15 protein-coding genes are annotated in these 13,650 nt (G+C 71.1%); all 15 read left to right on the top strand.

The features are described 5' to 3' along the window. The first annotated feature begins 45 nt into the window (after positions 1-45). The gene (locus ACWDD7_RS32425) at positions 46-309 is read left to right on the top strand and encodes a DUF6284 family protein (RefSeq protein WP_450460014.1); all 264 of its coding nucleotides are present in this window, start codon (positions 46-48) and stop codon (positions 307-309) included. Further along, complete coding sequence (locus ACWDD7_RS32420) at positions 306-902, top strand: hypothetical protein (protein WP_450460013.1); 597 nt, start codon at positions 306-308, stop codon at positions 900-902. Before ACWDD7_RS32425 ends, ACWDD7_RS32420 begins: the two co-directional genes overlap by 4 nt. Further along, positions 899-1,906 (top strand): DUF2637 domain-containing protein, encoded by a 1,008-nt coding sequence (locus ACWDD7_RS32415; RefSeq protein ID WP_450460012.1) that lies wholly within the window; start codon positions 899-901, stop codon positions 1,904-1,906. The genes ACWDD7_RS32420 and ACWDD7_RS32415 overlap by 4 nt, the downstream gene beginning before the upstream one ends. Next, entirely contained in the window at positions 1,906-2,241 is a 336-nt protein-coding gene (locus ACWDD7_RS32410; protein ID WP_450460011.1) for an RRQRL motif-containing zinc-binding protein, read from the top strand. Before ACWDD7_RS32415 ends, ACWDD7_RS32410 begins: the two co-directional genes overlap by 1 nt. 86 nt (positions 2,242-2,327) lie before the next feature. Further along, positions 2,328-4,310, top strand: coding sequence for a hypothetical protein (locus ACWDD7_RS32405; protein ID WP_450460010.1), 1,983 nt, complete (start codon positions 2,328-2,330; stop codon positions 4,308-4,310). A gap of 100 nt (positions 4,311-4,410) precedes the next feature. Next, positions 4,411-6,570, top strand: a complete 2,160-nt coding sequence (locus ACWDD7_RS32400; RefSeq protein ID WP_450460009.1) for a hypothetical protein — start codon at positions 4,411-4,413, stop codon at positions 6,568-6,570. A 237-nt stretch (positions 6,571-6,807) separates the two neighbouring features. Further along, positions 6,808-7,011 (top strand): hypothetical protein, encoded by a 204-nt coding sequence (locus ACWDD7_RS32395; RefSeq protein ID WP_450460008.1) that lies wholly within the window; start codon positions 6,808-6,810, stop codon positions 7,009-7,011. A gap of 8 nt (positions 7,012-7,019) precedes the next feature. After that, complete coding sequence (locus ACWDD7_RS32390; protein WP_450460007.1) at positions 7,020-7,613, top strand: hypothetical protein; 594 nt, start codon at positions 7,020-7,022, stop codon at positions 7,611-7,613. Positions 7,614-7,630: 17 nt separating this feature from the next. Then, entirely contained in the window at positions 7,631-7,795 is a 165-nt protein-coding gene (locus tag ACWDD7_RS32385) for a hypothetical protein (RefSeq protein ID WP_392218659.1), read from the top strand. Positions 7,796-7,881: 86 nt separating this feature from the next. Then, positions 7,882-8,619, top strand: a complete 738-nt coding sequence (locus ACWDD7_RS32380; RefSeq protein ID WP_450460006.1) for a DNA methylase — start codon at positions 7,882-7,884, stop codon at positions 8,617-8,619. Beyond that, a complete protein-coding gene (locus tag ACWDD7_RS32375; RefSeq protein ID WP_450460005.1) occupies positions 8,616-9,266 on the top strand; it encodes a DNA cytosine methyltransferase in 651 nt (216 codons plus the stop codon). Before ACWDD7_RS32380 ends, ACWDD7_RS32375 begins: the two co-directional genes overlap by 4 nt. Continuing rightward, entirely contained in the window at positions 9,263-10,102 is an 840-nt protein-coding gene (locus ACWDD7_RS32370; protein WP_450460004.1) for a bifunctional DNA primase/polymerase, read from the top strand. Before ACWDD7_RS32375 ends, ACWDD7_RS32370 begins: the two co-directional genes overlap by 4 nt. A 3-nt stretch (positions 10,103-10,105) precedes the next feature. Then, a complete protein-coding gene (locus ACWDD7_RS32365; RefSeq protein WP_450460003.1) occupies positions 10,106-11,578 on the top strand; it encodes an ATP-binding protein in 1,473 nt (490 codons plus the stop codon). Between the two features lie 495 nt (positions 11,579-12,073). Further along, positions 12,074-12,262 (top strand): helix-turn-helix domain-containing protein, encoded by a 189-nt coding sequence (locus ACWDD7_RS32360; RefSeq protein ID WP_450460002.1) that lies wholly within the window; start codon positions 12,074-12,076, stop codon positions 12,260-12,262. A gap of 61 nt (positions 12,263-12,323) precedes the next feature. After that, positions 12,324-13,559, top strand: a complete 1,236-nt coding sequence (locus ACWDD7_RS32355) for a tyrosine-type recombinase/integrase (RefSeq protein ID WP_450460001.1) — start codon at positions 12,324-12,326, stop codon at positions 13,557-13,559. Positions 13,560-13,650 lie beyond the last annotated feature (91 nt).

The following is a 13,650-nucleotide window of genomic DNA, read 5'->3' as shown; positions in this document are numbered from 1 at the left end:
GGTGCTCTTCGGGCCGTTCCAACCCTGCGAGAGGAACAACGACCCATGAATGCCATCGCTGCTGTTCAGGCGGTTGTTACCGCCGACGAGTACGACCGTGAGCCCACGGCCGCGGAGCTGGACGCGATCGAGAACGAGATGCCCCTCATCCGCGCGGAGGTCGAGCTGCTGGACGTGCAGATCGCCCTCCTGGACCAGGCGCCGTCGGAGCTGAACACGCGCCGGCTGCGGCGGGCCCGCCGCCGAGTGCTGGCCGCGCGCCGTGCGCTGACCAACCGGGCCACCACGACCGCGGGGGAGGCGGCGTGATCCGCATCGTCACCACCGGCCGCCTCCAGCGGCTGGAGCAGAACGCCGAGCAGATCCGCACTCGGGCACGGGAGCTCCAGGAGCAGTCGGACGCCGCGTGGGTCCGGCACGTTCGCGAGCTGCTGGACCTGACGGCGCGTGCTGAGACTGCCGAGAGTGACGCCGCGATCCTGCGTAAGCACATCGGGGAGTCGGAGGCCGCGCTGGAACGGGCGGAGGCCACCACGACCGAGGTGAGGGCACTCCTCTCCGGTGCCGTGAAGGAGCTGTCCGCCGCGCGGCAGGAGCTGCTGCTGAAGGACATCGAGATCCGCCGGCTCCGCGAGGAACTGAAGGACGGGTCGATGGATGGGCGGTCGCTGACGGTGCTGCTCCACCACGGTGAGCCGCACACGATCTACGCCTCCCGCGAGGATGCCCACGCCGACACCGCCACCCACGGCATGCCGGCGGACCACGTGTGGAAGCCCTGCGATGAACGCCCGGCATCGGCGTTCACGTGGCGGTGCGAGGCGTTCATCTACAACTCGGCCTCCAACGGCTTCCGCCGCTTCCCCATGCCCGCCCCGAAGCAGATCGAGGGGGCGGCGTGAACGGCGTTCATGTCCGTTCAGCGGAGAAGGCCCTGTCGGTTGGTACGTGGGCGATCGTGGCCGGGGCGGTGCTCTACTCGGTCCTCACCGTGACCCCGCTCGCCGCCGCTCACACCCCCGCCAAGTGGGCGTGGACCGCCCCGATCCTGCCCCTGGTCGTGGACGCCGCGGTCGTCATCGTGGTCCGCTTGGACGCCGTCCTCGCCCGCCTCGGAGGGCACGGCGGCCGGTGGCCGGTCGTGCTGCGGTGGATGACCGGCTGCATGACCCTGGCGCTGAACGTCGCCGACTCCGCCCTGAAGAACGACCTGGTCGGCGTGGCCGTGCACGCGGTGGCGCCGCTGCTGCTGATCGTCACGGCGGAGACCGGTCTGGCCTACCGCCGCGCCATCACCACCGCCGTCAAGCGGCTGAACGAGGAGCAGCAGGCCGAGCGCGAGCGGGCCGAACAGGCGGCCCGCGAGCGCGCGGAGGCCGCCCGGCGGGAGGCTCGGGAGGAGCGCGAGCACGCGGCGACGCTGGCTCGTGAACAGCGTGAACACGAAGCCCGGTTGGCCCGTGAAGCAGCCGACAGGGAAGAGCGCCGGCAGCTGCGGGAGCAGGAGGAGCGCGCCGCCCGCGAACGTGCCGAGCAGGCCGAGCGTGAACGTCGTGAGCGCGAGCGTGAACAGCGGGAGCGGGACCGTGAACGCATCGAGCGGGAGGCCGCCGAGCGCCGCGATCGTGAGGCCGCGGACCGGGCCGAGCGTGAACGCCGTGAACGGGCCGAGCGTGAGGAGCGGGCAGAGCGTGAACGCGCCGCGCTGCTGGAGCGCGGCCCGGCCACGAGCAAGCTACCCGAGGACGAGGCCCGGCAGATCGTGGCCGCCGCGTTCGGCGCCGGGCTGCCGGTACGTCAAGCCGCGGAGCTGTGCGGCTGGTCGGTCGGCTGGGTCTCCTCCCGCTACGCCGAGCACCGCGACCCGGCCGCGGGCGGGGCTGAGCTGGCGATCGCGGGCCGCTGATGGCCGCCCTCCCCGTCTACCCGTGGCGGCTCGCGCCTGACGGGCTCGCCACGGTCCGACAGTTACGTGCTCTCGGCCTTCGGCCGGGCGGTCAGGACGTGGTCGCGCAGATCGAGCGCCCGCGCCGCCGCCGCGGCCCGCTGGTCGCCTACCTCTACTCCATCGAGCTGGCCAAGCCGGTGCGGCCCATGACCCCGGCCAAGCGCGCCGCGCTGGCGAAGGCGAACCAGGCCCGCCGTACCTGCCCTGAATGTGGGCAGGACGCGGGCTACACCCTTCCCACGTCGCTCGGCATGTGTGTGGCCTGCGCGGACGCTTCCGCGCAGGCTGCCTGACTCGCCTCCCAGATACGCAGAGCGCCCCGGCCCGCTTCCTACGGCCCGGCCGGGGCGCTCTCGTGCACTCCGAAGGAGCTGTACCAGTGTCCGACACCACCACCGAGGCCACGACCTCCTTCTCCGAATCCGCGGCCGTTACGGCTGCGGACGGCACGTCGGTGCCGATCGAGTTCACCATCACCCAGGCCGCAGCCGAGCAGGAGAAGACCTCTCGGGCGCGCTCCGGGCCGGGTCTGCGGGCGCTGCCCGCCGCGGTATTCGGCGCCGAGGCGCTGTCCACCGGGGCGGCTGCCCTGTACTCCGCGACAGGCCTGGTCGGCACGATGACTGCGGCAGGGGTCGTGGTCGGTACCACGGCGCTGGCCGGGGCGGGGGCCGCGGTACGGAAGTCCCGTCGCACCCGGCGGGCGGGCGGTATGCCCGGCGCCCTGCGCAACGGCGGGCGCGGCTCGCACGGGGCGCTCGGCCTCGGCGGTGGGCGTCCGCACCGCTCCGGGTCTGGCAGCGCCTCGTTCGCCGGAGGGGCCCGCGGGTCGCGGGGCGGCGTCGGCCACGGCGCGTCCGGCATTGGCCGGCAGCGTGGTCACGGCAACCTGGGCTCCGGTTCGGGCAGCGCGAGCGGGCTGTCGCTGGCCAAGGGCCGTGCCCAGCGCGCCATGTCCGTCGACACGGGACCGGCCGCGCCCGGAGCGGGCAGCCCTCAGCGCAACCACACCAGCGGCTCGGGCGGCAAGCGGGGCCTGCTGGACCGCATCGCCCGCCGCAAGGACGGGGCGTCCGGGGGCGCTGGCATGTCTGGCCGCGGGGCTGGTGGAGCCGGGCTGCACAGCAGTACCGGGAAGACGCCAGCGGGTGGGGCGCGGTCCACGGTGGCCGCCGCTACCGGCCGTGCGGCCCGTGCAGCTGCTCGCGGGCTGTCGGCGGTGGGGCGGAAGGCGTCCGGGCTGTTCTCGTCACCGTCCGGTCAGGCGCTGCGGGAGCGGATCCGTTCGGCGCGGCGGGAGTTGGCGAAGAGGGGGAAGGCGGCCGTGCCGTTCCTGCTGCGCGCGGCCAGCGCCTCGCTGGCCGCCGGTGCCCTGGGCGCCCTGGTCTACATCCCCGGTCTGCTGCTGCGGGGCGCGGCGGCCGCGTTCGGCGGTCTGCTGCGGTGGCTGCGGCTGGCGCCCCGCAACGGCAAGAAGTGGGGTGCCCGGTTCACCCGGTGGGCCGTGACGGTCTCCAAGTGGGTGTTCGTGAAGCTCATGCGGAAGGCGAAGGCGAAGTACGCCGACGCGGTCCGCCCCGATGTCCTGACCGACTTTCCCGAGCCCGGCCGCCGCACCAAGAGCGACTGGCCGTCTGATCACTTCGGAGGGAACCTGGTGTCCGTCTTCCAGCGGGAGACCGAGGGCATGCGCGAGGCGTACGCCCACTACGAGCCGCCGATGATGCTGGCGGTGGCCGCCGAGTACTGGGGCCTGCCCGAGGGGCTGACCTCCACCGGCGAGGCCATCCGCCAGCTGGCCATCAACACCTCGGACAAGTACCCGGCCGATGCCCGGATGGCCGACCTGGTCGCCCAGGTCTACGCCCTGCTGCACCAGGCCGCGCAGAAGGCCGCCGAGGTCGGGCCGCTGTTCGCCAAGGTCCACGAGCACGACCTGCGGCGCTACGAGGAGCCGCGGCCGGGCGAGCACATGTGGAACATCCTGGAACGACGGCAGGACGGCAGCTTCAACCAGCACCAGCCCTCGCACTTCGTGGCCGTCACCCAGGACATCGCCCACGTCTACGCCCGCTACGAGCCCGGCCACATGTCCCAGGTCGCCGCCGAGTTCGAGGGCATCCCCGCCGGCATCGAGAACGTCGCCGCGGCCGTGGAGCAGCTCCAGGTCCGCAGCAACGACAAGTACCCGGTGGACAAGGCCATCGTGGACGCCCTGACGGACGTGCACACCCTGCTGCTCCAGGCCGCCTCGGCCGCGCAGGACCTGATGCCGAACTTCCGGCGCCTGCACGCCCCGGACATCGCCCGGCACGAGGCCCCCCGCAACGGCGTCGAGGCCGAAGGCATGTGGGACGTCTGACCCTCTCCTGAACCCCTCTCGTGGGCCGGGCACCTTCGGGTGCCCGGCCCACGGCCTTCCCCCCTCTCGACTTCCGGCGCGACGCCGAAGGAGTTTCCTCATGGCTTCCAGCAACGCTCCTGCCCTGGACTGGTCCTGGGGCACCACCCCCGCCACCGCCGCGGCCCTGGTCGCCGGGGGCGCCTACAGCGCTACCGCTGTCGGCGCCGCCACCGGACTGCCCGCCTCCTACGCCCTGCTCGTCGGGGCCGCGGGCGCCGCCGCGCAGGCCGGGGCCGACCTCTACCAGCGCCGCCCCACCGGGCACATCGCCACCCGGTGCGCGGGGTGGCTGGCCACCGGCGGCTGGGCCGCGGTGGCGCTCGCCGAGCACACGGTGCTGACCTGGGCGGCCACCGGCTGGTGGGCGGCCGGCACCGCGGTCGGCATGACCCTCGCCCGCGGCCTGGTCCGCGCGGAGGAGACGGCACGGACCGAACGCGCCTCCCGGCGCCTGCAGAAGTGGGCCAACGGGCAGGCCAGGGACTGGCACGAGCGTCTCCACCGCCTCTTCCGCCTCGACGGCCACACCGTCGAAGGCGTCAGGCCCTGGACAGGGGACGTCGGCTACACCGTGCGGGTCCTCATGCCGTCCGACACCCCGGAGCTGCCCGGGGATGCGATCCGCAAGCTGGCGGTGGACCTGAAGCTGCCCAAGGGCGGCAGCATCCAGATCCTCGACGGCGAGATCTACGGCCAGATCCTCATCCGCGTCACCGCCAAGGACGTCCTCGCCGAGACCATCGACTTCCCCGAAGAGGTCACCGAGACCAGCATCTACCAGCGCATCCAGCTCGGCCTGCTGCCCGACGCCGAACCCGCCGACTTCCCCCTGACCGACGTGTGTGCGCTGGAGATCGGGCAGACCGGCTCGGGCAAGTCCAACACCATCAACGTCACCAACGCCCAACTCCTGCGCACCAACGACGCCGTGGTGTGGCACCTGGACGTCACCGGCGCCGGCATCAGCCTCCCCTGGCTGCGCGCCTGGGCCGTCGACGGCACGGTGGAGCGCCCGCTGATCGACTGGACCGCCGACACCATCGAAGAGGCCCACATCATGCTGGACGTGGCGATCGCGGCGATCAACACCCGCAAGGCCGCCTACCAGGACCTGATGCACGACGCCGACGACGACAAGATCCCCGTCAGCCCGCAGGTCCCCGCCATCATCATCGTGGTCGACGAGATCGCCGAACTGCCCTACGACATCCTCACCAAGCTCGACACCGTGGTCGACACCGGCCGCGCCGCCCGCGTCCGCACCGTCATCTCCGGCCTGCGGGCCACCCAGGACGTCATCACCGCCGCCATCAAGAAGCAGTCCCGCGTACGGATCGGCATGCGCGTCTCGGACCCCGAGGAGCTTTCGCACCTGTTCCCGACCGGCGGCGCCCGGCTGAACCCCAAGGCCGCAGCCCACAAGGGCTCCGGCTTCCTCTCCGCCCCGGACCAGGACGACGTCGACTCCGAGCCGACCCCGTTCAAGTGCTTCCGCATCAAGCCCAAGACCATCAACACCATCAGCCCGAAGCTCGCCACACGGCGCCCGGCCGTGGACGCGATCTCGCTGGACACCGCGCCGGGCCGCTACTACGCGAGCCGCTGGGGGCGCATCCTGCCCCGCCTCTACAAGGACAAGAAGCTGTCCGCCGCGACGCTGCCGTTCACCGACCTGGAGATCCTGCGGCCCCCGCTGGACGACGTCAACGGCACCCCGATCACCGGCAAGGGACAGCCCCGCAGCTCCGGCAGCCCGAGCCCGGCCACCAGCGGCGCCCCCGCCGGGCGGCCCGCACGGTTCGGCTCGGAAGCACTGGCCGCCCTGCTGAACGCGCCCGCCTCGACCGTCACCGACACGGTCCCCGTCACGGCGGAGGAGGAGGGACCGGAGGTGATCCGGGCAGAGTTCGGGCGCGTCCTGGAGCAGGCCGGCAACCTGACCGACCACCCCAACCCCATCCCGCAGCTGCTGGCCGACGCACACCAGCACGTCGTGGCCGCCAGCGGCCGCATGCACACCGCCGACCTCGCCGCCCGGCTGGACATGGACCCGCTCCTGCTCGGCACCGAGCTGGGACGGCTGCTGCGCGCAGTCGGCATCGAGCGCCCCGGCAAGGGCACCGTCCGCGCCGGAGAGACTGGCGAACCCAAGCCCGGCTACCTCCAGGAGACCCTCGCCGCCGCCCTCCGCGCCTACGCCGACCGTCACGCCGCGTGACCCTCGGGTGGTCTGTGGGACTCCCACAGACCACCCACCACAGCCCCCACCACGGCCCGTGGGACTCCCACACCCCTGTGGGAGGCACTGACCTGCATGTGTGGGCGTGGGACTCCCACAAAAAACATGCCCGCAAAGCCCCTCAGCCGCCCCCTGACAGCCCCCCGGCGCCCTTCTGCTTCCCGGCGTGGGAGTCCCACGCCGGGCCCTCCTGCCGCTCTACAGAAAGTGACACTCGTGGTTCTTTCGATCAGCGGACTCGTCCTCGCCCTCATCCTCACCGCGGTGATGCTGCGCACCCGCTACCTGCCCGCCGGCGGCGCGCTGACCGCCGCGTCCCTGGGCTACTTCCTCGCCGCCAGCGGCGCCGCCCCCTCGATCAACGCCTTCTTCTCCGCCTTCGCCGCCGGCATCTCCAGCCTCGGCCACTCCTTCGGATAGGACCCGTCATGACGCTGACGCCCTGGAGCTACACCGAGATCTCCGACCTGCTCGACCACACCGACATCTCCCGCCTGCTCGACGCCGACACCACCCGCCTGCTCAACGCCTCCAACCAGCCCACTCCGGCGAACCCGGCTGCGCCCGAACGGCCCGTGGACGACGCGGCGTACATGACGGCCGTGTGGCAGCACATCCGCGAACAGCAGGACCAGCGCCCCGCACCGGCCAGCACCACGACGGCCCCCGCGTACGGCCCCACGCCACCCGTCCCGCAGCCGGACCGGCGGATCGTCCCCGCCTGGGCCATGGGCACGGCCGTCGCCGGAATCGGCGTCGGCGCCACCTGCGTCGGACTCGGCTGCGGCACCTGGCTCGCCTGCCAGGGATTCGCCGCCGTGTCCCTGACGTCCGTCCTGTTCGTCACCCTGCCGATCGCCGCCCTGGCCGCCGTCGCCGTCGCCGTCGGCTCCGCCGTCCGCTCGGCCACCACCGCCCGCGCCCAGACCCACCACCACTACACCGGCCCCGTCTACCAGGACCAGCGCAACCTCCACACGTCCACCCGCGGCGTGTGGGCCAAGACCAACAACCAGCAGTGACGAAAGGAATCCCGCACGTGGAAGACGAGATCTACTGCGACGACTGCGCCGACTACGGATGCCCCGGCCACGAGATGTGCGAGGAGTGCTCCGGCGACATCTGCAACGAGTGCGGCGGCTGCGACTGCCCCGACAACCAGTGCCCCGGCTACGTCGCCCACTACACCGGCACCGACTTCTAGCTACGCCAAGGGCGGCCCCCTCACGCCAATGAAGACGGGCCGCCCTTGTCATCCAGCACTGTCAAAGAGAACTGGAGACATCCAGCATGACCCAACCCACCGACATCAGGCGAGTACCCGCCCTTCCGGGACCGTTCCGGGTGTTGGACGCCTACTCCTGCATCGGGGGCGGTACTGAGGGCTACCGGCGCGCGTTCCTCGGATGTCACATCACCGGCGTCGACATCCAGGCGCAGCCGGACTACCGCGGTGACGCCTTCCACCAGGGCGACGCGATCGAGTTCATCCGCGCCCACGGCCACGAGTTCGACTTCATCCACGCCTCGCCCCCCTGCCAGGGAGAGGGCGCCCCTACCAAGGGCACCAACGCCGCGCGCAACGCGGCGATCGGCCGGACCTACCCACGACTCATCGCCCCGACCCGCGCTGCCCTGGAGACGACCGGCCGGCCCTACGTGATGGAGAACGTGGCCGGCTCCGAGGTCCGCAAGGACGTCCGCCTGTGCGGGGAGATGTTCGGCCTCGCCGTGATCATGCACCGCTACTTCGAACTTGGCGGCTGGACCGCGGTGCAGCCCACCCACCCCCGCCACCGCGGGCGGGTGCGCGGCTGGCGGCACGGCGAGTACCACGACGGCCCGTACGTCGCCGCGTACGGGCAGGGCGGCGGCAAGGCCACCGTGGAGGAGATCCGCGCCGCCAAGGGCATCGACTGGTCCACCGACCACCTCCGTCTGCGCGAGGCGCTGCCCCCGGCCTACACCGAGTGGATCGGCCGCGCCTACCTCGCCGCGTTCCCCTCCGCCCTGGCGGTGGCTGCATGAGCGCGAGTGTGCTGCCGCTGCGGCGGCCGAACGGGCTGCGGGTGCTGGACCTGTGCTGCGGAGCCGGCGGCCTTTCCATGGGCTACTACCTCGCCGGGTTCGACGTCGTCGGCGTGGACATCAACCCTCAGCCGAACTACCCCTTCACCTTCGTCCAGGCCGACGGCCTTGAGTACTGCGCCGCCTACGGCCACACCTTCGACCTGGTCCACGGGTCTTGGCCGTGCGAGCGCTACGCCACCGTCACCCGCTGGCGCGGCAACCCCGACGACCACCCCGACCTGATCGGCCCCGGCCGCCAGGTCATGCAGGCAACCGGCCGGCCGTGGGTGATGGAGAACGTGCCCGAGACCGCCGCGGCAGGGCTGCTGCGGCCGGACTACCTGCTGTGCGGGACCCAGTTCGGGCTCAGGGTCCGCCGCCACCGCACCTTCGAGACCTCGTGGGACGGAGGCGGGGACCTGGTCCCGCCGTGCTGGCACCACAAGGGCCTGCTGGCCTTCGAGCACAAGGGCGAGCGCGCCTACGCCGACGCCATGGGCTGCACCTGGATGACCAACCTCGAAGCCCGCAAAGCCGTACCCCCCGCCTACACCCACTGGATCGCCACCCAGTTCCTCGCCCTCGAAGGGAGGACCGCCGCATGACCCCCCATCTGCACACCGCGCTGCACCTCGCGGCGGCCGGTGTCCCGGTGCTGCCCCTGCGGGCGGGAAAGCTCCCGTTCGGGAACTGCCCGGCGTGCGCGCGCAGTGCCTGCGGTGACCGGCCGAACATGAAGGTCCCCGGCCCCTGCGTCTGCCCGGCGCCCTGCCACGGCTGGGCCGCCGCAACCACCGATCCCATGGTCCTTCGCTCCCCGGCGTGGGCGCGGGCATGGCGTGAGGCGGCGGCGGTGGCCTACCACCCCGGCGGCGCCAGCCTGACCGTGGTGGACCTCGACAACCTGGCCGCCATCACCTGGGCACGCGAGGCCCTGCCCGTCACCCGAACGGTGGCCACCACGCGCGGTGAACATTGGATCTACCGGGGCACGATGCAGTCCGCCAACGGCGTCCGGCCCGGCGTCGACATCAAGTCCCGGATGCAGTACGCCCGGTGGCTAGGCCCCGGCACCGGCACCCTCACGGAGCTGCCGGACGTGGTGCGCGCACTGATCGTGAAGGTGCCCGCCCCGGCCCGGCCGGCGCCGCACACCGTCATCGCGCCCGCCCCGGCCGGGGGCGGGGAGTGCCGCCACCGCACGCCCGCCTACCTGGAGCGTGGGATCGCCATGGCGGAGCAGCGCATCACCGAGGCTCGCGAGGCGATCCACGCCACCGTCTACCGCACGTTCCTCGCGGTGCTGTCGACGCACGGCCGGTGCGGCTGCCTCACCGCCGCCCACGTTGCGCGGCTGTTCACCGCGGCGCAGGCCAAGGGCGAGTCTCCGCGGCACTGCACCGACGCCTGGGCCAACGCCCGCACCGCACTGGGGATGTGAGTCGTGTCCGACGACGAGAAGACCCCAGCTCGCCAGATCATCACCGACTACGCGCAAGCGCACTTCCGGTACTTCCGCACCGTCGACGGCACCGTCTACGCGCAGAAGAACGGCCACCCCGTGGCCCGGCCCATCCGCTCCCAGGGCACGACCGGCAGCCACCGGCAGGAACTCATGGTCGGTCTCTTCAGGGACGGCATCGGCGTGTTCAACGGCACCGCACTCAAGGAGGCACTGGACTTGATCGAAGCACTCGCCCTGACCGAGGACGTACAGCCCACCCACATCCGCGTCGCCCCCGGATTCGACGGCGCGACCTGGCTCGACCTGGGCCGCAACGACGGCAAGTCCGTCCGTATCCACCCCACCGGCTGGGACATCCTCACCCCCGACCCGCAGGAAGTCTGCTGGCGACGCACCCAGCTCACCGGCGAACTCCCCCTGCCCGCCCGGGACACCGACGGCAAGGGCATCGACCTCCTGCTGCGCCTGTGCAACTTCGCCAGCGCCGAGACCGAATGCCTGGCCCTCGCCTGGCTCATCGGCTGCCTGGAACCCTCCGTGCCCGTCCCCGCCCCCTTCCTCACCGGGCCCCAGGGCGCCGGCAAGTCCACCGGCGGGCGGATGCTCGTGCGGGTCATCGAGGGCATGAGCGGGGACCTGCGCCGGGCCCCGAAGGACGAGGAGAACATGATCACAGCCGTCGCCGCCGGATGGGTCACCGCCCTGGACAACCTCTCCCACCTTCCCCCCGACCTGTCCGACCTCATGTGCTGCATCGTCACCGGCGCCGAAAGCATCAAGCGCGCGCTGTTCACCGACGGCGACGTCGTCCGCTCCCGCTACCGGCGCCCCATGCTCCTGACCGGCATCGACGTCGGCGTCATCCGCCCCGACCTCGCCGAACGCCTCCTCCCGCTCCGCCTCGTACGGCCCCGCGTGCGGCGCACCGAAGCAGAGCTGTGGGCCGAGTACGCGGAGATCCTGCCGGTCGTGCTCGGCTCCCTGCTGGACCTGACCGTGAAGGTGCGGGCCGCCCAGGCAGACACCCCCACCGACCTGCGGATGGCCGACTTCGCCCACCTGTGCGCGCAGCTCGATGCGGCGACCGGCTTCGGCTCGCTGGCCGCGTACCGGGCCAGTCTCGATGACCTCAACGACGACGTCATTGAGGGAGACCTGCTGGCTCAGACGGTTCTGAAGCACGCTGCCGGGCTCGACGCCGGCGCGGAAGTCCGTATGACGTCGTCGGAGTGGCTGCACTGCCTCACCACCCTCTACAGCGGCGAGGAGTGCCGCCTCCTGCCCAAGGGATGGCCCACCACCGGCAAGGTCCTCTCCGACCGGCTCAAGCGTCTCCAGCCCACTCTCGCCGCCCGCGGCGTCCTCATCGACTGGGGCCGCACCAGCGCCGCCCGCTATATCGAGATGACCCGCCTGCTCCCGCCGTCGGACGAGCAGGAAACAGCGTTCTGACCCGCGCCACCGGCGCCGCACCGAACAAGCAAGAGGAGCACGCGCTGCCCCGTGTGCTCCTCTTGCTGTCCCGGCGGCGTGCCGCCGCTGCGCAGGTCGCGCCGCGGAGCGGCTCCTTCTTCTCGCTCCGAGTCGCACCACACCACCACAGACCCCAACCCCTCTCTTTTTCCTAACAAGGGAGACGCTGCGTCACCCACGTCACCATGGACCACAAAACGGCCCCTGGCCTGCGGATAGACCGGTGACGAAGACGGCCGACACCTGCGTCATCTCGCGTCACCCACGTCACAGGTGACAGAGCCCCGCCTCGCCCTGTGACACGCCCCGACCGGCCCGCGTCACCACAAAGCCACAGGTCAGAGCCACAAATGACGTGCGTGACGCGATGACGCAGAAATCCGAACCTCGGAAGCACACGGATCTCCGATCCGAGACCACGCGCCTCGGGGTGGTGACCACGCGAGCAGACGCCCGTGCCACAGGAAGGACCTCATGAGGAAGTACCTCACGACTGCGGAAGTCGCCGAGCGCTACCGCACGTCGCCCACGACCGTCCGCTACTGGCGCTACGCCGGCACCGGCCCGCAGTGCTTCATCAAGCGCGGCCGACACGTTCTGTACGACGCCGCCGCGCTCGACAGGTACGACGCTGAGGAGATCGGAGGCCACCGCGCAGCATGACCCCGAACAGCAACGGACTCCACCTCCTGTTTAAACCGACCTGCTCAGAGGAGGGGCACTGATGGCTGACGTCTACGACCGCTGGCACCTGTCCCGACCGCCGGCCGACGCCGAGCCGTGCAAGGTGCACAGCAGCAAGACCCAGACGGTCTACCCCAGCGGGGAACACGGCACAGGGAAGCGCTGGCAGGTGCGCTACCGGGACTTGTCCGGCAAGCAGTGCAAGGAGAACTTCGAGAAGAAGACCGCTGCGGACTCCCGGGCCGCCAAGGTGACGACTGAACTCGATGACGGCACCTTCGTGAACCGGGAGTTGGGCAAGCAGAAGTTCAGGGACATCGCTGAACGCTGGCAGGAGACGGCTGTACACCGCGAGCGGACCGAAACGAACGTTGAGCGGGCCCTGCGGTTGCACATCTACCCGACGTTCGGAAACCGGGAGATTGGCCGTATCCAGCGGGCCGACGGCATGAGGTGGATCAAAGAGCGCTCGGCGGTCATCGCTCCCTCGACCTTTGCGACGCCCTGGAACGTCTGCACCAGCATCCTGAAGATGGCCCACCAAGAGGGGGTCATCTCGAAGTACCCGTGGGAGGGGCTGAAGCCGCCGGAGGTCTTCTATCCGGAGATCCACCCGCTCCATCCGGAGGCGGTGAAGGCGCTCATTGCGACCGCTTCTCCCCGGTACCGCGCCCTGGTGAGGCAAGCCGCATCGACGGGCCTACGGCAAGGCGAGTTGTTCGGGCTGGAAGACGAGGAACCCGCCGAGATCGTGGCGGTCAGGCAACAGTTGATCGGCCCCGACAAGGGGGTCCCGTACCTGGGGGAACCCAAGACCAGGCAGAGCTATCGGTCTGTTCCTCAGGGACGTTCGGTCGTGGACGAGATCGAACGTCACCGGGAGGAGTTCCCGCCGCGGGTCGTGTACATCGAGGATCGGACGAACCCCAGAAAGCCCACATGGCGCCACGCTCGGCTGCTGTACACCAGCGAGACCGGTGGGGCGATCCGGCGGGGTAGCTGGGCGAAGATGTGGGCCCGCAACGTCAGGCGGGCCAATGCCTACCTGGAGAAGACCGGCAGCAAGGTCCGTGTACCCGAGGGCACGACGCTTCACGACCTGCGGCACTTCTATGCCTCGGTCCTGATCAAGAACGGGGCAACGCCGAAGCAGGTGCAGAAGCGGCTTGGTCACGCTAAGCCATCGATCACTCTGAACGTCTACACGCACCTGTGGGAGGCGGAAGAAGACCGGACTGCCGACATGATGGAAGCGGCGCTGAACGACGTGCCCTGAGTGGTCGGTTCGTGAGTTGATGTCCGTTCCGGGCTTGGTTACTACTTCCTGCTGAAGGTGCCGGGCTCGGCTTCGGTGAGGATTCCTATTG

Source organism: Streptomyces sp. NPDC001056 (assembly GCF_053598955.1).
Note: the sequence above shows the minus strand (reverse complement) of the source record. Positions and strands in the feature narration are given on the sequence as shown.